The following is a 19,713-nucleotide window of genomic DNA, read 5'->3' as shown; positions in this document are numbered from 1 at the left end:
GCAACCCATTCACAAAAGAAGAACACTATGGATCTGACCCAGCTTGAGATGTTCAACGCCGTCGCCAGCACCGGCAGCATTACCCAGGCCGCGCAGAAGGTGCATCGCGTGCCGTCAAACCTGACCACACGCATCCGCCAGCTGGAGGCGGATCTCGGCGTCGAACTGTTTATTCGCGAAAATCAGCGGCTGCGGTTATCCCCCGCCGGGCACAGCTTTTTACGCTATAGCCAGCAGATCCTCGCCCTTGTTGATGAAGCGAGGATGGTGGTCGCCGGAGATGAACCTCAGGGGCTGTTTTCGCTCGGCTCGCTGGAGAGTACCGCCGCCGTGCGCATTTCCCCTACTCTGGCGCACTTTAATCAGCGCTATCCCAAGATTCACCTGGCCCTCTCCACCGGTCCTTCCGGCACCATGATCGACGGCGTACTTGAGGGAAATCTGAGCGCGGCGTTCGTTGACGGTCCGCTGGTGCACCCGGGGCTGGAAGGGTTACCGGTGTTCCCGGAAGAGATGATGATCGTCGCGCCCTTTGGCCACCCGCCCATTGCCCGCGCCAGCGAAGTGAACGGCGCCAGCGTCTACGCGTTTCGCGCCAACTGCTCCTATCGCCGTCATTTTGAGAGCTGGTTCCACGCCGATCGCGCCACCCCGGGGCGGATCCATGAGATGGAGTCCTACCACGGGATGCTGGCCTGCGTCATTGCCGGCGCCGGACTGGCGCTGATGCCGCGTAGCATGCTGGAGAGTATGCCGGGCCATCAGCAGGTATCCGCCTGGCCGCTGGCCGAAGAGTGGCGCTGGCTGACGACCTGGCTGGTCTGGCGGCGCGGGGCGAAAACTCGCCAGCTCGAGGCGTTTATAGCGCTGCTGAACGAAGATCGACAAGCAGCAGCTTCTCCATAAAAATGCTTAACGGATCCGGCTGATACGGCGCAAAGGCGCTGCGGGTCTGGTAGCCATTGCGCATGTATAACGCGACGGCGGCGTGCTGATGGATGCCCGTTTCCAGGCGTACGGTATGGCATTCGCGATTTATCGCCTCTTTCTCCAGCGCCGCAAGCAGTTTTTCCCCCAGCTGCTGGCCGCGATGGGCCGGGTGAATAAACACCCTTTTCATCTCGCCAATCCCCTCTTCGCCGAGCACGATGGCCCCACAGCCGACGGCCCGGTGCTGCCCATCGCGGATAATGAGCGCGATGACCGACGCCGCCGGTAGCGCGCTCAGGTCGATAAGATGATTGCTTTCCGCCGGGTAGAGCGTCTGCTGGTATGCGTCCAGCTCGGCAATTAAGGCGGTCAGATCCGGGTGGTTTAGCGGGGTCGCGGCGATAGTGTACATAAAGAAGCTCCTTTTTTGAGCGTACTGTAGCGCGGGGCGTCCGCGGAGCCGCCATAGCATTAACTTATAGCTTCTGACCCGACTTGCGCTCCCCCCTTGAGAGGCAGTAATTTTGCGACATAACGTCTTTTATCAGGAAAATACGATGAATACCAAAGCGCGCAAGGTGATGATTATCGGGGCCGGAAACGTCGGCGCCTCAGCGGCCTACGCCCTGTTAAACCAGAATATTTGCGAGGAACTGATCCTTGTCGATCTCAATACCTCTCGCGCCGAAGCGCACGCTCAGGACCTGAGCGACGCGGCCGCCTACATGCCGGGCATGATGACCATTTCCACCCGGGAAGCCAGCGACTGCGCCGATGTCGATATCGCGGTCATCACCGTTTCCGGCGGCGCGCTCAAGCCGGGTCAAACCCGGCTGGACGAACTGACCAACACGGCAAAAATCGTCAAAAGCATCGTCCCGCAGATGATGCGCGGCGGCTTCAACGGCATCTTTTTGGTTGCCACCAACCCCTGCGACATCATCACCTGGCAGGTGTGGCAGCTTTCGGGCCTGCCGCGTGGTCAGGTGCTGGGTACCGGCGTCTGGCTGGACACGACGCGCTTACGCCGGGTACTGGCCCAGGCGCTGGATATCGGCGCGCAAAGCATCGACGCCTTTATTCTTGGCGAGCATGGCGATACCCAGTTTCCGGTGTGGTCACACTCGGCGGTTTACGGCTCCGCCATCGCCGATGTTTACCAAAAACATACCGGCCAGGCTCTCGACCGGGAGCTGATTGCCGAAAAGGTGCGCAAGCTGGGGTTTGAGATTTACGCCGGCAAAGGCTGCACGGAGTACGGCGTCGCCGGAACCATCGCCGAAATCTGCCGCAATATTTTCACCGGCAGCCATCGCGCGCTGGCGGTGTCGTGCATTCTTGACGGGGAATATGGCGTAACCGGCGCGGCGGCTGGCGTTCCCGCGGTGCTGACGCAAAGCGGCGTGCAGCAGATTATTGAGCTGCAGCTGGCCGATGATGAAGCGGAGAAATTCCGCCACTCTATCGAAGTGATTAAAGCCAATATCGCCCGTCTACCGTGATCCGCCTTGCCGGCTAGTCGGTAATGACCAGTCGGGGATGGATATGCGCCAGGACTTCACGCGTCTCTTCCGGCAGATGGTTATCAGTGATGATATCGGTGAGTGAGTCGAGATGCGTGATGTTAAACAGCGACCAGGCGCCGTATTTTGAGCTGTCCGCCAGCAGAATGCGCCTCCTGGCGTTAGCGATTAAATCCCGCTTCAGCGCCGCTTTCTCTTCCGTTGGCGAGGTCACGCCCTTTTCCAGATCCCAGCCGTTACAGCTGACGAAGGCCAGATCGGGCCAGATATTTTGCAGCAGGCGGCGTCCATGATCGCCGATACAGGACTGGCTGCTGTCGTCGATGCGTCCTCCGATGATCGTGACTTCAATTTGCTTAAACTCGGACAGGAACAGGGCGATACGCAGATCGCTGGTGATTACCCGCAGCGGCAGATGGGTTATCTGCCGGGCAAGTTCAATCATCGTCGTTCCGGCATCGAGGACGATGGCGTCCCCGGCCTTGACTAACGCCGCCGCCGCGCTGGCGATGGCGTATTTTTCACGCAGACTACGCTGGGACTTCTCCTGCGTGGTGGGCTGTGAAGGAATAAACCGATTGAGCGTGACACCGCCATGCGCACGGCTGATAACGCCCTCCTGATCGAGTTTAATAAGGTCGCGGCGTATCGTCGCGGGCGAGGCGTTAGTCGCCGCCACCAGCTGGTCTACTGTCACCAGATTATGACCCTTTAGAAAATCCATAATCTGCTCTAACCGGTTATATCCCTTCATGTTATTCCTGTGCAATTTGCATGGCGAGCTCAATAGAGGTAGCCATGCTGTCAGACTTAGCTTTACCTGTCCAGGCAATATCAAACGCCGTGCCATGGTCTGCGGAAGTGCGGATAAACGGCAGTCCGGCGGTAATATTTACCCCATCATAAAACCCAAGCAATTTTAGCGGAATATGCCCCTGATCGTGATACATCGCGACCACCATATCAAACTGTCCTTCGTGGCACTGCATAAACACCGTGTCCGGCGGGCATGGCCCGGTCACGTTGAGCCCTCTGGCCTTCATCGCTTCAACGGCCGGCCCCACGATGCGGATCTCTTCATCGCCAAACAGACCGTTTTCTCCGGCGTGAGGATTCACTCCGGCGACGGCAATACGCGGGTTACTGAACCCCACCCGGCGCAGGAAGCTATCGGCTATACCGATCACTGTTTCAACTCGCGGCTGGTTCAGATTATCAAGGAATTTACGCAGCGCCACATGGGTAGAGATATGGATCACTTTGAGCTTATCGGTATACAGCACCATCGCAAAATCTTTGGTTTGCGTCAGATGGGCGAGCATTTCGGTATGCCCCGGGAAGTTGTGCCCGGCCAGATGCAGCGCTTCTTTATTTAGCGGCGCGGTAGCGATCGCAAACACCTCACCCGCCATCGCCAGCGCGGTCGCCCGCTTGATGCAGCGGTAAGCTAAATCTCCCGCCTGCGCCTGCACTTCCCCTGCGCGTAGTCCTTGCGGATCGGCCAGCGGTTCGTCGATAACGTTAATCGTGCCCGCGCTGAACTGCGCCTGTCCCGGATTATCAATGATACGCAGTTCTGCGGGCGGGGTTATCCCCATCGCCAGGATCCGCCGCAGCGTCTGCGCACAGCCCACCACCACGACCGGCGCGCCGTTGAGTTTCCCCTCAACCAGCGATTTGATAATAATTTCCGGGCCAATGCCTGCCGGGTCTCCCATCGTTACCGCAATGATGTTAGTCACTCATTTTCTCCTCAATAAAGTTCACGACCTCCAGCAGGGTGGTTTCCGTTCCGAATCCGCCAGCCTTGGTCATTACCGGCCGCTGCCAGCTACTACCCAGAAAATTGCCGAATGGCACGCATTGCGCCACCCGGCCTGTAATATGAAATCCGCTGGCGCCCAGCGCCTGCGCCACGGCGATCGCCACGTCGCCGCCGGATAAATAGAGCGCTCCCGGCTGGCTCTGCGCGATGGCCAGCGCGCTGACTCGCGCCAGGTATGCGCAGATGCGCTCGCCAAGGGCGGTGCGATCGACCCCATGCCGACGACACAAGGCTTCAACCCCCTTCCGCGCCACGCTGTCGGGACGGGTGGTGACAACGCAATGATGGTTTTCGCTCAATACCGCCACGATACGCCGGGCATCAAGGGCGGCATCGCCGCCAAAGGCCATAGCCACATCAATGTCTACCCGCCGGACGCGCGGATGTTCATTAAGACGTGCAACCTGCTGTTGCGCGATTTCGCTCATTGAGCCAACAATCGCCAGCAGCGGGCCGTGCGGCATAGCAGCCAGCCGACGCGCCAGGGCATCGCACAGCCCTGCAGACCCCACCAGCAGCACCCGCTGCTCGCACATGGCTACCCTGGCGATAATGGTATCTAGTTGCTGATTATCTTCAGCATCCACGATCAGCACTCTTGGTGTCTCAACCGCTTTCCCCAGCTCAGTCGCCAGCCCGGAGACCGTCGTCCCGTGGCAGAGTAAATCGCTTTGTTGGGCGACCACCGTGGCGATATCCGCACTGCCGACCGGCGTTTTCGGGTCTGTCGCGAACTCGGTTTCATTCACTGGCAAACCGTGTACATAGCACTGCCCCCTGCGTGTCACGCGGCCAGCCGCTGGAAAGGCAGGTGCCAGAACCGCTACGGCGCAATTTAGCGCGCGCATCGTCGCCTCCAGCTCGGCGCCGAGATTGCCGCGCAGCGTGGAGTCGATTTTTTTCACCGTCCAGCGAGGATGAAAATACGGCAACACCGCCTGCAAAAGATGCGTGATGTGACTTGCCGCCTCTGAGGCGGGCTGCGCGCGGCTGTCGCTATTGAGGATCAGCGCTTGCGCCTCCCCCTGGTAGCAGGCGGTAAACGCCACTTCCGCCCGCATCCCCGTTTCCGCCAGGCTGACTCCCGCATCATTTGCGCCGGTAAAGTCATCAGCCAGAACCAGCACTTTGTTATCACCGCTGCCCATCATTTTCCCTTTTCAAGCTATTCCAAATCGACAATGATTATATTTAATCATGATTGATTAAATGTGAGCAACCTCAAGTTATTAAATCTCAGTATAAATTATAAATTCATCCCACAATGTGAGTGACCCGAACAATAAATGATTAAGTTTAATCATTAATAAGACAGGAGAAAAGAAGTGGCAACCATTAACAGCACCCTGATTAGCGGCGCGGGCGCGTTTACCGCCCTACTACCGCTGCTGATCGGAAAACAGCGCATTTTGCTGGTCACCGATGCCAACGTTGGCAAACTCGATGCCGCACGGCAGATCCGTACGCTTCTGGAAGATGAAGGGCGTCAGGTTCAGATCGTCGATTCCGTGCCCGCAGAGCCGAGCCAGCATGATATGAGGCAAATTCTGCGCCTCGTCAGCGGTAACCAGCCGGCGCTTATCGTCGGGATTGGCGGCGGCAGCGTTCTGGATGTGGCCAAGCTGCTCTCGGTTCTGCTGCATCCCGGCTCGCCGGGGTTGGACGCGCTGCTGGCGGGCGAAAAGCCGCAGCAAAAAGTGACCTCGTTATTAATTCCCGCCACCGCCGGCACCGGTTCTGAAGCCACGCCAAACGCGATCCTGGCGATCCCGGAACAGAATACGAAGGTGGGCATTATCTCCCCGGTTCTGCTGCCGGACTACGTTGCCCTGCTGCCGGAATTGACCACCAGCATGCCTGCGCATATCGCCTCCTCTACCGGCATTGACGCGCTGTGCCATCTGATTGAGTGCTTTACCTCGACCGTTGCTAATCCGGTTAGCGATAACGCAGCGCTGATTGGCCTGCATAAGCTGGTGCGCAACATTGAGCTGTCGATGAACGAGCCGCAGAATCTGGCGGCAAAGCTGGAGATGCTGTGGGCCTCTTATTATGGCGGGGTGGCCATTAACCATGCGGGCACCCATCTTGTTCATGCCCTTTCTTATCCGTTAGGCGGCAAATATCACCTGCCTCACGGCGTGGCTAACGCCATTTTGCTGGCGCCTTGTATGAAGGTGGTGCGTCCGCACGCGGTGGCAAAATTTGCTCAGGTTTGGGATCTGCTCCCTGAAGCCGATCTGACGCTCAGCGAAGAAGAAAAATCTCATGCGCTTGTCGACTGGCTTGCCGCGCTGGTGAAACGCCTGCAGCTGCCCGATAACCTTGCCGCGCTGGGCGTACCGTCAGAGAGCATCAGCGAACTGAGCGAAGCGGCGCTGAACGTCAAACGTTTACTGAATAATGCGCCATGCAGCGTTAACCAGGACCAGGTTGAGGCGGTTTACCGCACCCTGTTCCCAGCACAATAACACCAGGGAAGAGATGAAATGAGCAATTCAATTACCGGCGTTCTGACCGCCATTGTCACGCCTTTTACCGCAGAGGGAGCCGTGAATATCCCGCCGCTAAAGCAGCAGGTGCAGCGCCAGCTCGCCGCGGGTAACGGCATTTTTTGCGGCGGTACCAACGGCGAATTCTTTGTGCTGAATGAAGCGGAAAAAGTCGCCGTCGCTAAAGCTTGCGTAGAAGAAGTTGCCGGTCGGGCGCCGGTGGTGGCGCATATCGGCGAAGTGTCGACTCGCGAAACGATCCGCCTGGGTAAACAGATCGAACAACTGGGCGTTGACGCGGTCTCCGTGATTACCCCCTGGTTTGTACCGCTAAAACAGGATGAGCTGATCGCCCACTATACCACCATTGCTGACGCCCTCAGCGTACCGGTATTTCTCTACAACATCCCGGCGCGCACTGGCAACACCATTGAACCGCAAACCGCGCGCGCGCTGGCGCAGCATCCGAACATTATCGGCGTTAAAGACAGCGCCGGCAGCTACGAAAGCCTGAAGGGTTTCCTTGATGCGGTACGGGATATCGCCGATTTTAACGTGCTGAACGGCCCGGATTCGCTGATACACCAGGGTTTTGTTGATGGCTGCTCCGCCTGCATTTCCGGGCTGGCAAACGTTGCACCGAAAGAGATCAACGCCATCTGGGCAAATTTTAAAGCGGGCAATATTGATGGCTCCCGCCAGGCTCAGGAGAGCGTCACCGGTCTGCGCACCGATCTTTATAAAGTTGCGTTCTCGCCGGCGGCGGTAAAAAAGGCGCTGCAGCTGATGGGCCACGATGTTGGCGACAGCCGCTATGCGGTGAGCTTCACCTCGGCGCAGTGTGAAGAAATTAATCACATTATTGCCAAATATATTTCCTGAGGATAGCGTAAATATTTAATTAAATTTCCGGTACTGGTTTACACAAAAAACAGTGCCGGCAATATTTAATATTCTTTATATAACGTCTTACGTAGCGTAAGGGATGTTTCAATGTTCATATGGATGCTTGACCCTGAAATATGGTTGACGCTGGTAACGCTCACCTTTCTGGAGATTATTCTCGGGGTCGATAATATTATCTTTCTCTCGCTGGTGGTGGCCAAGCTTCCACCGCATCAGCAAAATGTTGCGCGTAAGTTGGGATTAAGCGGCGCAATGATTATGCGCGTGCTATTGCTGGTATCTATTGCCTGGCTGGCGCATATAACGGTGCCGCTGTTTACTATTGCGCATTTTGTTATATCGGTACGCACCATTATTTTATTTGTCGGTGGTTGTTTCCTTATTTACAAATCACTGCAGGAGATACGCGGTGAACTCCAGCTGGAAGAAGAGTTGCACAGCGGCGGCCAGCGTCAGCTTTCACTGGCAGGCGCGGTCGTCCAGATCATGCTACTGGATATTGTCTTTAGTCTGGATTCAGTTATTACTGCAGTCGGTTTGTCACAACATATCTTCATTATGATTACGGCTGTCATTATTGCTGTTGGCATTATGATGTTCGCGGCAAAAACCATCGGCGATTTTGTCAATAACACGCCGACGATGAAGATGCTCGCTTTAACCTTTCTGTTGCTGGTGGGGATATTACTGGTCGCTGATAGTCTGGAGATACACATTGCAAAAGGTTACCTCTATTTTGCCATTTTCTTTTCGCTAGCAGTGGAAACGCTCAATATTATTCGTAATAAAAAAATCATTAAAGCTTCGGATTCAGAAGAAGCTTACGACTCATTACCGCTAAATAAATAAAACCCTACTCAAAATAACGGAGTATAAATATGTCTGTAACCGCAATTCGTGATGGAATCATTAAACAGCATGAACAAGACGCGGGTGTCGAAACCGCGATGCTACCGTCATCCTGCCCGCAAAACCATGCAGCAAACCTGCTGCCACTGCCGGACGGCTCCCTGATGTGCGTCTGGTTCGGCGGCACCCAGGAAGGCGTTGCCGATATCTCCGTTTGGGGATCGCGTCTGCTGCCCGGGAGTCGCCAGTGGAGCGAAGCGGTCAAATTGTCTGATGACGCCAGCCGCTCCGAGCAAAATCCGGTGCTGTTTCTGGCGCCGGATAATGTACTGTGGCTACTGTGGACCGCACAGGTCTCCGGTAACCAGGATACCGCCATCGTGCGCTATCGCCAGTCAACAGATCTGGGTCAAACCTGGGGCGCAATTGCCACCCTGCTCGATAAGCCCGGCACCTTTATTCGCCAGCCGATCACCGTCCTCAACAACGGCAACTGGCTGCTACCGGTCTTCTACTGCCGCACTCAGCCGGGTGAAAAATGGGTTGGTAACGACGATATCAGCGCCGTCAAAATCTCCTCCGATTGCGGCAAAACCTGGCGCGACGTCGAAGTCCCGCAAAGCCTGGGCTGCGTGCATATGAACATCACCGCGCTATCGAACGGCACGCTGGTTGCGCTGTTCCGCAGCCGTTGGGCCGACAATATCTACTACAGCCAGTCCGTGGATAACGGCGAAAGCTGGTCAGTGCCGGAACCAACTGAACTGCCCAATAACAACTCATCTATTCAGGTGACCACCCTCACCAGCGGCGAACTGGCTCTGGTCTTTAACCACATGAGCGCCGCCGGCGCGCTGGAACGCCGGGCATCGCTTTACGACGAAATCGACGATGGCGATAACAGCCGTAAAGAGCCGGAAGTGATCAGCGGGCGTTCGGCCTTCTGGGGAGCGCCGCGCGCGCCGATGACCGTGGCCATCTCCGCCGACGGCGGTAAAACTTGGCCATGGCAGCGCAATCTTGATGAGGGCGACGGCTACTGCATGACCAACAACTCGCTGGATAAGCGCAATCGTGAGTTCTCCTACCCGAGCATTAAACAAGGGGCTGACGGCACGCTGCACATTGCCTACACCTGGTTCCGCCAGGCGATTAAATACGTGCACGTTTCGCCCGAGTGGGTGAAGGAGTCCGCACGATGATCGTCGGCAACCTTAACGCCCTGCCGCTGGCAGGGCTTCCCCCGGCGCTGCGGCAGATCCTCTCCCTTCCGCAAGCCACGCTAGCGGCGCTGAGCGGCAGGCAGGACGGTCGCTGGCAGCCGGAAAACTGTCGCTGGTATTGCACTATCGGCGAAGCGCATACCCAGCCGACCGCCCGGCGGCACACCGAATATCACCATCAGTGGGCCGATATTCAGGTGATGCTGGCGGGCTGCGAGGTGATTAACGCCGGAATGCTCTGCGTCGCGCAGGATGGTGATGAAGAGCGCAAACCGGATCTGTTTATCGCCCGCGATTGCCCGCTGCCGGTATCCATCACCCTGCATGCCGGTGATTTCGCGATATTTCTGCCCGGCGAACCCCATCAGGCGCTGTGCGCGGTAGACGTACCGGCAATGGTACGCAAAGCCGTTTTTAAAGTACCGAGCGACATGCTGAAAGGGTAAATAAGAAGGAGAAATAACAATGACAATGGAAATGATTCTGGCGCTGGGCATTCTGGTGCTAATGATAGTTCTTATTATGTCAGACAAAATGGCGTTTGGCGCACCGCCGCTGCTCGCCTGTCTGCTATTGGTTGTGACAGGGCTCTCCAACGTTCAGCAGGCCTTTGCCGGGTTTGTTAACTCAAGCGTCATTATGATCGCCGGGTTTATGGTGGTGATGGCGGCGCTGCAAAAGACGCGGCTGATAGGCAACGTAAAATCGGCGATGGTAAACCTGGTAAATAAAGGCAGCTATAAAAGCTACGCGCTGCTGCTGGTGATTGTCATGATTGGTGCCAGCCTGGCGGGTACCGGTTCAACCGGCTACTACGTATTGATTCTGTCGCTGGTTTCGACCATCCCCTACAGCAAGAAGCTGCCGACCTCAAAGCTGATGATGCCGCTGGGATTCGCCACCAACCACCCGCTATTCCCGGTTAACGTGGCGCTGCTGTTTGGCGTCACCGCCACAGTGCTGCAAACCGCCGGTTTCAACGAGGAGATTTCGATGGTGAAATTTGCTCTGGTCAATCTGGTGATGTCGCTGGCCTTTTTGGCCTGGTGCCTGGTTGCGTATCGTTTTTTACCCGATCACCCGATTGCCGATGCCTCCGAGGAGGCGATAGCGGTACGCGAAGAGGAAGCCGTTGCGCTGCCCGCCTGGAAAGAGTACTGCACCGTCGGAGCCTTTGCGTTCAGCGTCGTGGGGATGATGCTGATGAACCAGTTAGGCAATATCGCCTATGTCGTACCGGGTCTCGCCGCCGCCTTCGTGATGATGATTAACGTCGTCGACTTCAAAGAGGTGCGCGATCATATGGGCGCGCCGGTTATCCTGATGATGGCAGGAGTTATCGGCGTCGCCGATGCGCTGGCAGGCACGGGCTTCACGGCAATGGTCGGCGATGCGGTAGCGGGCGTGCTCGGCGCAAACGTATCGCCGTTCGTGTTTATTTTTATCTTTGCGCTACTGACCAGTACCTGCTCAACCTTTACCGGGTCGAACATGGGCTCGGTGTATATCTTCGCACCGATCGCGATCGCCGCCTGTACCAGCCTCGGCCTCAACCCTACCGCAGCCGCGATTGCGGTAGTCATTTCAGGCTGGAACGGCGGCTATATGCCGATTGACGGTATGCCGGCGATGATTCTGGGAATGGGAAAATATAAATTACCGGAATTCTGGATATTCTCGGTGCCGATGTACTTAATTCGTATTCTGGCATTGTGCGTCGGCGCGATTGCGATCTTCCCGATGTAATTCTCTCTTCAGTCCGTTCTGGTGTGACCCGATAGTGGCTCTGGCTTTTGGTCGAGTACGCAGGCGACTTTTGCCCAAAACGCGGGGATGGTTAATGGATCGGCGGGTTTATTGCCGATCCCTTTTTATTTTGCTTACTCGTCTGACGTTATTTCACGTAGCGTTATTACGCCATTTAAATAGGTCACCGCCTGGCCGCTCATCAATACGCGTTTTCCTTTCAGCTCGCAGCGCATATCGCCGCCGCGCGCGGAAACCTGACGCGCCAGCAGCTGAGTTTTACCCCGCTTTGCGCTCCAGTAGGGGATCAGCATAGTATGCGCCGAACCGGTTACCGGATCTTCCCACACCGCTTCACCGGGTGAGAAAAAGCGGCTAACGAAGTCATATTCCCCGCTGCCCGCGGCGGTCACGGTCACTTTATGTTCGCCGGGCGTCATCGCAGCAATATTCGGCCGCAGGGCTTCGACCTGCTCACGGGAGGCCAGTTCGATAAGCCATGCGCGCCCCTTGCGGGCATGCAGGTAGCGCTCAATCCCCAGCGCGGAGAGCATCTCCGCGGGCGGCTCGCGCTCTTCCGTTTCTCCCGCCGGGAAGTCCAGGGTCAGCCAGTCGCCCTCGCGGCTCACGGTCAGCCGACCGGAAGCGGTCGCGAAGTGAATGACCGCGTCAGGATAATCCAGGTGATGAAATATCACGTGCGCGCTGGCAAGCGTGGCGTGGCCGCAGAGATTGACCTCATTGCGGGTGGTAAACCAGCGCAGCGCAAAACCATCGCTCTCAGGTACCACAAACGCGGTTTCCGACTGGTTGTGCTGCTGCGCCATTTTGTGCAGCAGCTCATCCGGCAGCCACTTTTTAAGCAGGCATACCGCAGCCGGGTTGCCGGCGAAAGGCTGGTCGCTGAACGCCGCCACCAGATAAAAAGGAATTTCCGTCACCGTCCCTCCTTAACGAAGCGTAATCGTGCCGATTAAGTAGGTGGTCGCCTGACCGCCGATCAGAACCCGGTCGCCCCGCCACTGGCAGCGCAGGTCGCCGCCGCGGGCCGACACCTGCCGCGCCTGCATGTCCGTTTTACCGAGCTTCTCGCCCCAGTAGGGAATCAGCATACTGTGCGCCGAGCCGGTGACCGGGTCTTCCGCCACCGCCTCGCCCGGACAGAAGAAACGGCTGACAAAGTCATACTCTTCGTCCGGGGCGCTGATACAGATCATTTTGCCGAGGCGCTCAAGCAGCTGCATATCCGGACGCACCGCCTCCACCTGCTGGCGGTCGGCTAAAACCACCAGGTAATCACGCGCCACGCGGACTTCCACCGCGTCGCTCAGCCCCAGCCCGGCCAGCAGCTCCGCAGGCGGCTGCTCAACGGCGGTCGTCGCCCAGGCCGGGAAATCCAGGGTCAGCCAGTCGCCGCTGCGCGTGACGCGAAGCTCGCCGACAAAGCGGGTACTAAATACGATTGTCGATGAGGGGTGGTCAAAATATTCAAAAATGACGTGCGAGGCCGCCAGGGTCGCGTGGCCGCAGAGGTTGATCTCATCCAGCGTGGTAAACCAACGCAGCTCATACCCCTCATCCGTACGCACAAAAAACGCGGTCTCCGACTGATTGTGCTGCTGCGCCATTTTCAACAGCGTTTCGTCCGGCAGCCATTCGGTCAGCGGGCAAACGGCCGCCGCGTTGCCGCCAAAGCTCCGATCGCTGAAGGCATCCACCAGATAAAAGCTAATTTCCTGCATTGTTCTGTCCCTCTATTTTTTTTACTTATCGATAACATGACATAAACGTGAGAAATCCACACGTTTAATAGAAAAATTAATCCGTTAGTGCCGAAAATCTGGCTGAAGCGAAAATGAGATGTAGATCACAAAATGGTTGTATTTTCAGCAGCAATCGTTTTAAGATCGTCCCACTTCTTTCCTCTTTGTAACCAGCCCTGAACTTATGATGACAAATACGGTTTCACGCAAGGTCGCGTGGCTGCGCGTAGTCACGCTTGCGATTGCGGCATTTATCTTTAATACCACCGAATTTGCGCCCGTGGGCCTGCTGTCGGATATCGCCGACAGCTTTGGCATGGAAACGGCGCAGGTTGGGATTATGCTGACGATCTACGCCTGGGTTGTCGCCCTGATGTCGCTGCCCTTTATGCTGCTGACCAGCAAGATGGAGCGCCGTCGCCTGCTGGTTGGCCTGTTTATCCTGTTTATCGCCAGCCACGTGCTGTCATTCCTGGCCTGGAACTTCAACGTGCTGGTGATCAGCCGTATCGGTATCGCCTTTGCCCACGCGGTGTTCTGGTCAATCACCTCGGCGCTGGCTATACGAATGGCGCCTGCGGGTAAACGCGCGCAGGCGCTGAGCCTGATTGCCACCGGTACCGCGCTGGCAATGGTCTTCGGTATCCCGATTGGCCGTATCGTCGGGCAATACTTTGGCTGGCGCACCACGTTCCTGGTCATCGGCCTCGGCGCGCTGATTACCATGGTTTGCCTGATCAAGCTGCTGCCTAAGCTGCCGAGCGAGCACTCAGGGTCGCTGAAAAGCCTGCCGGTGCTGTTCCGTCGCCCTGCGCTGCTGAGCATCTATTTGCTGACGGTGATTGTGGTGACCGCGCACTATACCGCCTACAGCTACATTGAACCGTTCGTTCAGACGGTCGCCGGCCTGAGCGGCAACTTCGCTACCGTGCTGCTGTTGACCCTGGGCGGCGCGGGCATCGTCGGCAGCATCCTCTTTGGTAAGCTCGGCAACCTGCATGCGTCCGGGTTAATTAACGCGGCGATTGGCCTGCTGCTGGCGTGCCTGCTGCTGCTGCTGCCCGCCTCGCACAACGCCAACCACCTGATGCTGCTGAGCGTCTTCTGGGGCGTGGCGATCATGATTATCGGTCTCGGTATGCAGGTCAAAGTGCTGGCGCTGGCGCCGGACGCGACCGACGTGGCGATGTCGTTATTTTCGGGGATCTTTAATATCGGCATCGGCGCGGGCGCGCTGGTGGGCAGCCAGGTCAGTACCCATCTGTCAATGGCGTCCATTGGCTATGTCGGGGCGATCCCTGCGGTCGTCGCGTTAGTGTGGGCGGTGATGATTTTCCGCCGCTGGCCGGTGTCGCTGGAAGATCAGCAGCCGCATCACTCCTGATCGTGCTGCTAAAAAAACCTGCCGGTCGTGAGATCGGCAGGTTTTTTTACGTCTGGTATCAGGACGGCGATGACCGTCAGGCGTGATAAGTGGAAATAATCTCCAGCACGCCGTTAATAATAAACTGCACGCCCATACAGACCAGCAGGAAGCCCATCAGGCGGGAAATCGCCTCAATGCCGCCCTTCCCGACCAGACGCATGATTGCCCCGGAGCTGCGGAGACAGCCCCACAGGATAATCCCGACCAGGGCAAAAATAATCGGCGGCGCGACCAGAACAACCCAGTCCGGGAAGCTCGCCCCGTGCTTTACCGTAGACGCTGAGCTGATAATCATCGCGATTGTCCCCGGCCCTGCGGTGCTTGGCATCGCCAGCGGAACGAAGGCGATATTCGCCGTCGGTTCATCCTCGAGCTCTTCCGATTTCAGCTTAGCTTCCATCGAGTCATGGGCTTTTTGCTGGGGAAAGAGCATGCGGAAGCCGATAAAGGCGACGATCAGGCCGCCGGCAATACGCAGACCGGGAATCGATATTCCGAAGGTGTTCATCACCACCTGGCCGGCATACCAGGCGACCATCAGGATGGCGAACACATAAACCGAGGCCATCAGCGACTGACGGTTACGCTCGGCGTTGTTCATATTCCCGGCCAGGCCAAGGAACAGCGCCACGGTAGTCAGCGGGTTCGCCAGCGGTAGAATCACTACCAGTCCCAGGCCTATCGCTTTAAAAAGATCCATCATAGTGAATTAAGGTCCTGTCAATATTGGATTATCAAAAAAATGACGCGTGCTGAGTATATCGTCTGTTGCCAGATTGTACCCGTTCTCCTCAGGATGCATTCACCCTTCCTTCAAATCATAAGATAACAACGTGAAATAGAGTGACCTGCCTCACAACAATTCGTTTTAGCAAATCGTGGCATCGGGTAATTCATCAGGTTGACTTATATTTGCCTAGGCAATAATATCTCCCGCAACTAAGTCATTGCCTGGGCAACCATTGTGAAAAGTACAAGCGACCTGTTTAACGAAATGATCCCTCTTGGCCGCTTGATCCAGATGGTTAACCAGAAAAAAGATCGCCTGCTCAACGACTATCTCTCGCCGATGGATATTACTTCCACCCAGTTCCGGGTGCTCTGTTCCATTCGTTGCGAAGTGTGTATTACCCCCGTTGAGCTGAAAACCGTGCTTTCGGTCGACCCAGGCGCAATGACGCGCATGCTCGACCGCCTGGTCTGTAAAGGCTGGATTGAACGGTTACCCAACCCGACTGACAAGCGTGGCGTGCTGGTACAGTTAACGCCAGACGGCGCAGCCCTTTGTGAGCAATGTCATCAGGTTGTGGGTCAGAAATTGCACCAGGAACTAACAAAAAATCTGTCGACGGATGAAGTGGCCACTCTTGAGTGTTTACTCAAAAAAGTTCTGTCGTAATAAGAAGAGGTAAGATGATGTCCAGACGCAATAACGACGCCATCACTATCCATAGTATTTTGTCGTGGATCGAGGATAACCTGGAATCGCCCCTGTCGCTGGAGAAGGTTTCAGAGCGCTCAGGTTACTCCAAGTGGCACCTGCAAAGAATGTTCAAGAAAGAGACCGGTCACTCGCTGGGACAGTATATCCGCAGCCGTAAGCTGACCGAGATCGCGCAGAAGCTGAAGCAGAGCAACGAGCCTATCTTATACCTGGCCGAACGCTATGGTTTTGAATCGCAGCAAACGCTGACGCGAACTTTTAAGAACTATTTCGATGTTCCGCCGCACCAGTATCGTATTACCAACGTGCCGGGCGAGTCGCGCTACCTGCTCCCATTAAATAACTGTTGTTAACCGCCTGCAAAAAGACGTATTGAGGAAATCATGAAACTATTCGCTTCCGCCGCCATCGTGCTATTGGCGCTGGTCTCGAGCCAAAGTTATGCGGAGCAAACCAGCACCCCGGTTCGCCACAACAACCGGGATGCGATGATTATTCCTTCCGAACATAATGATTCGCCTTTTGATTTCAATCACATGGCCTCTGGCAGTGATAAATCAGATGAACTTGGCGTGCCCTATTACAACCAGCAAAGCCTGTAAAATCCCTTTAGCCCCGTGACCGGGGCTTTTTTTTACCCCCGCGCCATGCCCGGACGCACGATCCGCAGGCCAAATACGTTGATATACAGCCCGGCCATAATCAGTACCGCGCCCAGCAGCTGCAGGCTATTCAGCGTCTCGCCGAGCAATAAGGCCGCGCTGGCCATCCCGACCACCGGCACCAGCAGCGACAGCGGCGCCACGCGCCAGGTTTCATAGCGGCCGAGCAGCGCCCCCCAAATACCATAGCCGACGATAGTGGCAATAAACGCCAGATAGAGCAGCGACAGGATCGTCAGCAGGTCGATATGCAGCAGGCTTTCCGCCATGACCTGCGGGCCGTCGAGGATCCACGACGCCAGCATAAACGGCAGCACCGGGATCAGCGCGCTCCACACCACCAAAGACATAATCGGCGGCCGGCTCGAATGCGACATAATTTTCTTGTTGAAGATATTACCGCAGGCCCAGCTCAGCGCCGCGGCCAGCGTCAGCATAAAGCCCACCAGCGGGACATGCTGGCCGCCGAGGCTGGCTTCGACCAGCACCAGTACGCCGAAAATCGCCAGCGCGATCCCCGCCAGCTGTTTCCCCTGTAAACGTTCGCCGAAAATAAACGCCCCGAGAATGATGGTGAAAAAGGCCTGCGCCTGCAGCACCAGCGATGCCAGTCCGGCAGGCATGCCGAGGCTAATCGCGCAGAACAAAAACGCAAACTGACCGAAGCTAATCGTCAGGCCGTAGCCCAGCAGCAGGCTCAGCGGAATTTTTGGCCGCGCGACGAAGAGCAGCGCCGGGAAAGCCACCAGCAAAAAGCGCAGTCCGGCGAGCATCAGCGGCGGCATATTATGCAGCCCCACCTTGATCACCACGAAATTCAGCCCCCATACCACCACCACCAGCAATGCCAGCAGCCCGTCTTTACGCGTCATACCCGCCTCGGTTGTTATTGGAATTTTTGCGAACAAAATCAAACTACCGAATAATTCGTCCGCCGCATAGATCATTATTTTCGGTAGGGCGCTGGCGTGCTTTTCATCCCCCCCGGGAACTATACAAGCCCCGGTTAGCGTGCTATTTGTGATCGTGACAACAAAAATAACATCACATCAGGCAAGGAAAAAATGATACCGACTCTCAGGCGCTCAACCGCAGCGCTGCTGGCTTCGTCGTTGCTGTTAACCATTGGCCGCGGCGCAACGTTACCTTTTATGACGATCTACCTCACCCGCCAGTACCAGCTGGAGGTGGATAAAATCGGCTACGCGCTGTCGAGCGCGCTGATCGTCGGGGTGCTGTTCAGCATGGGTTTTGGCATTCTCGCCGATAAGTTCGACAAAAAGCGCTATATGACGCTCGCCGTGCTGGCGTTTATTGGCGGCTTTATCGCTATTCCTCTGGTCAATAGCGTCGCGCTGGTGGTGTTTTTCTTCGCGCTGATTAACTGCGCTTACTCCGTCTTCTCTACCGTGCTGAAAGCGTGGTTTGCCGACGTGCTGTCGCCGGAAAAGAAGGCGCAGATTTTTTCCCTTAATTACATCTTTCTCAATATTGGCTGGACCGTTGGGCCGCCTATCGGCACTCTGCTGGTCATGCACAGTATTAACCTGCCGTTCTGGCTGGCGGCCGGCTGCGCCGCCCTTCCGCTGGTATTTATTCAGCTGTTTGTGCAGCGCACCAGCGCCGCGATTGCTCAGGATAACGCGGTCCAGTGGTCGCCGTCGGTGCTGCTGCGCGATCGCGCTCTGCTGTGGTTTACCCTTTCCGGCCTGCTGGCCTCCTTTGTCGGCGGCTCTTTCGCTTCCTGCATTTCCCAGTATGTGCTGGTGGTAGCGGACAGCGATTTTGCCGAAAAAGTGGTTGCGGTGGTACTGCCGGTTAACGCGGCCGTGGTGGTGGCGCTGCAGTATGCGGTTGGTCGTCGCCTTACCGCCCGCAATATTCGCCCGCTGATGACCTTTGGAACGGTCTGTTTTGTGCTCGGGCTGGGCGGTTTTGTTATTTCCGATAACAGCCTGCTGCTGTGGGGCGTCTCCGCCGCCATTTTTACGCTCGGAGAGGTTATCTACGCGCCGGGGGAATATATGCTGATCGATAACATTGCGCCGCCGGGCATGAAAGCCAGCTACTTTTCCGCCCAGTCGCTGGGCTGGCTGGGGGCGGCGTTTAACCCGATGCTGACCGGAACGATTCTGACCCATCTGCCGCACTGGTCGCTGTTTGTGATATTGATGCTGGCGATTATCGCCGCATGGCTGATGATTTTCCGCGGCATGAACGTTCGTCCGTGGAACGGTAGCGCGGTCGCCCGCGCCTGATGCCGGGCGCCGTGCGGCTGTCAGGTTGCTGTCGCGTCCCTGTCGGGTTTCGATCGTGGTGCCCGACAGCCCGCTCGATGATACTCCATCTCAGGTTTTCACCCGGAGATAGAAACAATGAACAGTAGTCATCAGGTTAAACAATTACGTTTGCAGCGCGCCTGGTCGCAGGAGCAGCTTGCCGAACTGGCCGGCGTCAGCGTGCGCACCATTCAGCGCATCGAGAACGGCGACCGTCCCGGCCTCGAGACGCTCAGCGCGCTTGCGGCGGTATTTGAAGTTAACGTCGCCGAGATTAGCGGCGAATCGCCGGCGGGCCACGAAGCGTCGCTGGATTTACGTATTGAGGAAGCCAAAGCGCGCGTCGAACGCGAGAGCCGTTTTTACCGTTCATTGACGGTGGCCGTCGTCGTTTGCGTTCTGCTGGCGCTGCTGAACTGGCTGAGCGGCGCAGAGAGCTACTGGTCCGCATGGGTGGCGATCGTCTGGGGAGCGCTGCTGGCGGTTAAAGGGTTGCGCCTGTTTGTTTTTGGCGAATGGATCAATCGCTGGCGTCAGGCGCGCCTGCAGCGGCTGCTGCGCAAATAGCCCTCTGCGCGCTTTTCCCGGGGGCGGCGCAAGCGCCTTGCCCGGGCTACGGGTCCATCGCCGTCTGCGAGCGGTAGC

At 56.8% G+C, this 19,713-nt stretch carries 22 protein-coding genes; 14 read left to right on the top strand and 8 right to left on the bottom strand.

The genetic code is table 11. From position 1 onward, the window contains the following. Positions 1–27 precede the first annotated feature (27 nt). On the top strand, positions 28–906 hold the full coding sequence (ptrR, locus tag F8562_RS05650; protein ID WP_004851166.1) for a putrescine utilization regulator PtrR: 879 nt from the start codon (positions 28–30) through the stop codon (positions 904–906). Here the strand turns inward: ptrR and F8562_RS05645 are convergent. Beyond that, positions 860–1,342, bottom strand: coding sequence for a GNAT family N-acetyltransferase (locus F8562_RS05645; RefSeq protein WP_014838578.1), 483 nt, complete (start codon positions 1,340–1,342; stop codon positions 860–862). The two genes, ptrR and F8562_RS05645, sit on opposite strands and share 47 nt — an antisense overlap. Before the next feature lie 145 nt (positions 1,343–1,487). Here F8562_RS05645 and F8562_RS05640 point away from each other — a divergent pair, with 145 nt between their 5' ends. Then, positions 1,488–2,432, top strand: coding sequence for an L-lactate dehydrogenase (locus tag F8562_RS05640; protein WP_014229489.1), 945 nt, complete (start codon positions 1,488–1,490; stop codon positions 2,430–2,432). A gap of 13 nt (positions 2,433–2,445) precedes the next feature. Here F8562_RS05640 and F8562_RS05635 read toward each other — a convergent pair whose 3' ends face one another. Genes F8562_RS05635 through dtnK form a run of 3 tightly spaced genes read right to left on the bottom strand, consistent with a single transcriptional unit; the run spans position 2,446 to position 5,426 of the window. Then, positions 2,446–3,207: a DeoR/GlpR family DNA-binding transcription regulator gene (locus F8562_RS05635; RefSeq protein ID WP_014838580.1), complete on the bottom strand. Its 762-nt coding sequence runs from the start codon at positions 3,205–3,207 to the stop codon at positions 2,446–2,448. A 1-nt stretch (position 3,208) separates the two neighbouring features. Continuing rightward, positions 3,209–4,195, bottom strand: a complete 987-nt coding sequence (locus tag F8562_RS05630; RefSeq protein WP_014838581.1) for a D-threonate 4-phosphate dehydrogenase — start codon at positions 4,193–4,195, stop codon at positions 3,209–3,211. Continuing rightward, the gene (gene dtnK / locus F8562_RS05625) at positions 4,188–5,426 is read right to left on the bottom strand and encodes a D-threonate kinase (RefSeq protein ID WP_151891892.1); all 1,239 of its coding nucleotides are present in this window, start codon (positions 5,424–5,426) and stop codon (positions 4,188–4,190) included. Before dtnK ends, F8562_RS05630 begins: the two co-directional genes overlap by 8 nt. 177 nt (positions 5,427–5,603) lie before the next feature. Here dtnK and F8562_RS05620 point away from each other — a divergent pair, with 177 nt between their 5' ends. The 6 genes from F8562_RS05620 (at position 5,604) to F8562_RS05595 (ending at position 11,494) form a co-directional block, all read left to right on the top strand. Continuing rightward, positions 5,604–6,749 carry an iron-containing alcohol dehydrogenase gene (locus F8562_RS05620; protein ID WP_014838583.1) on the top strand — a complete coding sequence of 382 codons (1,146 nt, stop codon included), beginning with the start codon at positions 5,604–5,606 and terminating at the stop codon, positions 6,747–6,749. Between the two features lie 18 nt (positions 6,750–6,767). After that, positions 6,768–7,652 (top strand): dihydrodipicolinate synthase family protein, encoded by an 885-nt coding sequence (locus F8562_RS05615; RefSeq protein ID WP_014838584.1) that lies wholly within the window; start codon positions 6,768–6,770, stop codon positions 7,650–7,652. Positions 7,653–7,763: 111 nt separating this feature from the next. Further along, positions 7,764–8,525: a TerC family protein gene (locus F8562_RS05610; protein ID WP_014838585.1), complete on the top strand. Its 762-nt coding sequence runs from the start codon at positions 7,764–7,766 to the stop codon at positions 8,523–8,525. Between the two features lie 29 nt (positions 8,526–8,554). Further along, complete coding sequence (locus F8562_RS05605; protein ID WP_014838586.1) at positions 8,555–9,727, top strand: sialidase family protein; 1,173 nt, start codon at positions 8,555–8,557, stop codon at positions 9,725–9,727. Continuing rightward, complete coding sequence (locus F8562_RS05600) at positions 9,724–10,194, top strand: YhcH/YjgK/YiaL family protein (protein WP_014838587.1); 471 nt, start codon at positions 9,724–9,726, stop codon at positions 10,192–10,194. The genes F8562_RS05605 and F8562_RS05600 overlap by 4 nt, the downstream gene beginning before the upstream one ends. 19 nt (positions 10,195–10,213) lie before the next feature. Beyond that, positions 10,214–11,494: an SLC13 family permease gene (locus F8562_RS05595; RefSeq protein ID WP_014838588.1), complete on the top strand. Its 1,281-nt coding sequence runs from the start codon at positions 10,214–10,216 to the stop codon at positions 11,492–11,494. 134 nt (positions 11,495–11,628) lie between these two features. Here the strand turns inward: F8562_RS05595 and F8562_RS05590 are convergent, their stop codons facing one another. Next, positions 11,629–12,435 carry a PhzF family phenazine biosynthesis protein gene (locus F8562_RS05590; protein ID WP_014838589.1) on the bottom strand — a complete coding sequence of 269 codons (807 nt, stop codon included), beginning with the start codon at positions 12,433–12,435 and terminating at the stop codon, positions 11,629–11,631. A 9-nt stretch (positions 12,436–12,444) separates the two neighbouring features. Further along, entirely contained in the window at positions 12,445–13,236 is a 792-nt protein-coding gene (locus tag F8562_RS05585; RefSeq protein WP_025105753.1) for a PhzF family phenazine biosynthesis protein, read from the bottom strand. Positions 13,237–13,441: 205 nt separating this feature from the next. On the opposite strand from F8562_RS05585, the gene F8562_RS05580 reads away from it, so the two are divergent. Next, complete coding sequence (locus F8562_RS05580) at positions 13,442–14,641, top strand: sugar transporter (protein ID WP_014838591.1); 1,200 nt, start codon at positions 13,442–13,444, stop codon at positions 14,639–14,641. A gap of 76 nt (positions 14,642–14,717) precedes the next feature. On the opposite strand, the gene F8562_RS05575 is transcribed toward F8562_RS05580, so the two are convergent. Beyond that, on the bottom strand, positions 14,718–15,386 hold the full coding sequence (locus F8562_RS05575) for a MarC family NAAT transporter (RefSeq protein WP_004119839.1): 669 nt from the start codon (positions 15,384–15,386) through the stop codon (positions 14,718–14,720). A gap of 261 nt (positions 15,387–15,647) precedes the next feature. On the opposite strand from F8562_RS05575, the gene marR reads away from it, so the two are divergent. From marR to marB, 3 genes are read left to right on the top strand one after another with little or no spacing between them, the layout of a single operon-like run. Continuing rightward, positions 15,648–16,082: a multiple antibiotic resistance transcriptional regulator MarR gene (marR, locus tag F8562_RS05570; RefSeq protein ID WP_004102349.1), complete on the top strand. Its 435-nt coding sequence runs from the start codon at positions 15,648–15,650 to the stop codon at positions 16,080–16,082. A 17-nt stretch (positions 16,083–16,099) separates the two neighbouring features. Continuing rightward, positions 16,100–16,480 carry an MDR efflux pump AcrAB transcriptional activator MarA gene (marA, locus tag F8562_RS05565; RefSeq protein ID WP_004102351.1) on the top strand — a complete coding sequence of 127 codons (381 nt, stop codon included), beginning with the start codon at positions 16,100–16,102 and terminating at the stop codon, positions 16,478–16,480. A gap of 30 nt (positions 16,481–16,510) precedes the next feature. Beyond that, a complete protein-coding gene (marB, locus tag F8562_RS05560) occupies positions 16,511–16,729 on the top strand; it encodes a multiple antibiotic resistance protein MarB (protein WP_004851184.1) in 219 nt (72 codons plus the stop codon). Between the two features lie 32 nt (positions 16,730–16,761). Here the strand turns inward: marB and eamA are convergent, their stop codons facing one another. Then, positions 16,762–17,661 (bottom strand): O-acetylserine/cysteine exporter, encoded by a 900-nt coding sequence (gene eamA, locus F8562_RS05555; protein ID WP_042934357.1) that lies wholly within the window; start codon positions 17,659–17,661, stop codon positions 16,762–16,764. Positions 17,662–17,853: 192 nt separating this feature from the next. On the opposite strand from eamA, the gene ydeE reads away from it, so the two are divergent. Together ydeE and F8562_RS05545 are read left to right on the top strand one after the other, a co-directional pair. Then, on the top strand, positions 17,854–19,047 hold the full coding sequence (gene ydeE / locus F8562_RS05550; protein WP_094909308.1) for an efflux MFS transporter YdeE: 1,194 nt from the start codon (positions 17,854–17,856) through the stop codon (positions 19,045–19,047). 117 nt (positions 19,048–19,164) lie between these two features. Further along, on the top strand, positions 19,165–19,635 hold the full coding sequence (locus F8562_RS05545; protein ID WP_014838594.1) for a helix-turn-helix domain-containing protein: 471 nt from the start codon (positions 19,165–19,167) through the stop codon (positions 19,633–19,635). Positions 19,636–19,713: the final 78 nt, after the last annotated feature.

Origin of the sequence: Klebsiella sp. RCJ4, assembly GCF_009025755.1 — a bacterium.
Classification (GTDB): Bacteria; Pseudomonadota; Gammaproteobacteria; order Enterobacterales; family Enterobacteriaceae; genus Klebsiella; species Klebsiella michiganensis.
Note: the sequence above shows the minus strand (reverse complement) of the source record. Positions and strands in the feature narration are given on the sequence as shown.

Excerpts from the sequence above, each read along its gene's own strand:
- ptrR (WP_004851166.1), top strand. The coding sequence starts at position 28 with ATGGATCTGACCCAGCTTGAGATGTTCAACGCCGTCGCCAGCACCGGC.
- F8562_RS05645 (WP_014838578.1), bottom strand. The coding sequence starts at position 1,342 with ATGTACACTATCGCCGCGACCCCGCTAAACCACCCGGATCTGACCGCC.
- F8562_RS05640 (WP_014229489.1), top strand. The coding sequence starts at position 1,488 with ATGAATACCAAAGCGCGCAAGGTGATGATTATCGGGGCCGGAAACGTC.
- F8562_RS05635 (WP_014838580.1), bottom strand. The coding sequence starts at position 3,207 with ATGAAGGGATATAACCGGTTAGAGCAGATTATGGATTTTCTAAAGGGT.
- dtnK (WP_151891892.1), bottom strand. The coding sequence starts at position 5,426 with ATGGGCAGCGGTGATAACAAAGTGCTGGTTCTGGCTGATGACTTTACC.
- F8562_RS05615 (WP_014838584.1), top strand. The coding sequence starts at position 6,768 with ATGAGCAATTCAATTACCGGCGTTCTGACCGCCATTGTCACGCCTTTT.
- F8562_RS05610 (WP_014838585.1), top strand. The coding sequence starts at position 7,764 with ATGTTCATATGGATGCTTGACCCTGAAATATGGTTGACGCTGGTAACG.
- F8562_RS05605 (WP_014838586.1), top strand. The coding sequence starts at position 8,555 with ATGTCTGTAACCGCAATTCGTGATGGAATCATTAAACAGCATGAACAA.
- F8562_RS05600 (WP_014838587.1), top strand. The coding sequence starts at position 9,724 with ATGATCGTCGGCAACCTTAACGCCCTGCCGCTGGCAGGGCTTCCCCCG.
- F8562_RS05595 (WP_014838588.1), top strand. The coding sequence starts at position 10,214 with ATGACAATGGAAATGATTCTGGCGCTGGGCATTCTGGTGCTAATGATA.
- F8562_RS05585 (WP_025105753.1), bottom strand. The coding sequence starts at position 13,236 with ATGCAGGAAATTAGCTTTTATCTGGTGGATGCCTTCAGCGATCGGAGC.
- F8562_RS05580 (WP_014838591.1), top strand. The coding sequence starts at position 13,442 with ATGATGACAAATACGGTTTCACGCAAGGTCGCGTGGCTGCGCGTAGTC.
- F8562_RS05575 (WP_004119839.1), bottom strand. The coding sequence starts at position 15,386 with ATGATGGATCTTTTTAAAGCGATAGGCCTGGGACTGGTAGTGATTCTA.
- marA (WP_004102351.1), top strand. The coding sequence starts at position 16,100 with ATGTCCAGACGCAATAACGACGCCATCACTATCCATAGTATTTTGTCG.
- marB (WP_004851184.1), top strand. The coding sequence starts at position 16,511 with ATGAAACTATTCGCTTCCGCCGCCATCGTGCTATTGGCGCTGGTCTCG.
- eamA (WP_042934357.1), bottom strand. The coding sequence starts at position 17,661 with ATGACGCGTAAAGACGGGCTGCTGGCATTGCTGGTGGTGGTGGTATGG.
- ydeE (WP_094909308.1), top strand. The coding sequence starts at position 17,854 with ATGATACCGACTCTCAGGCGCTCAACCGCAGCGCTGCTGGCTTCGTCG.
- F8562_RS05545 (WP_014838594.1), top strand. The coding sequence starts at position 19,165 with ATGAACAGTAGTCATCAGGTTAAACAATTACGTTTGCAGCGCGCCTGG.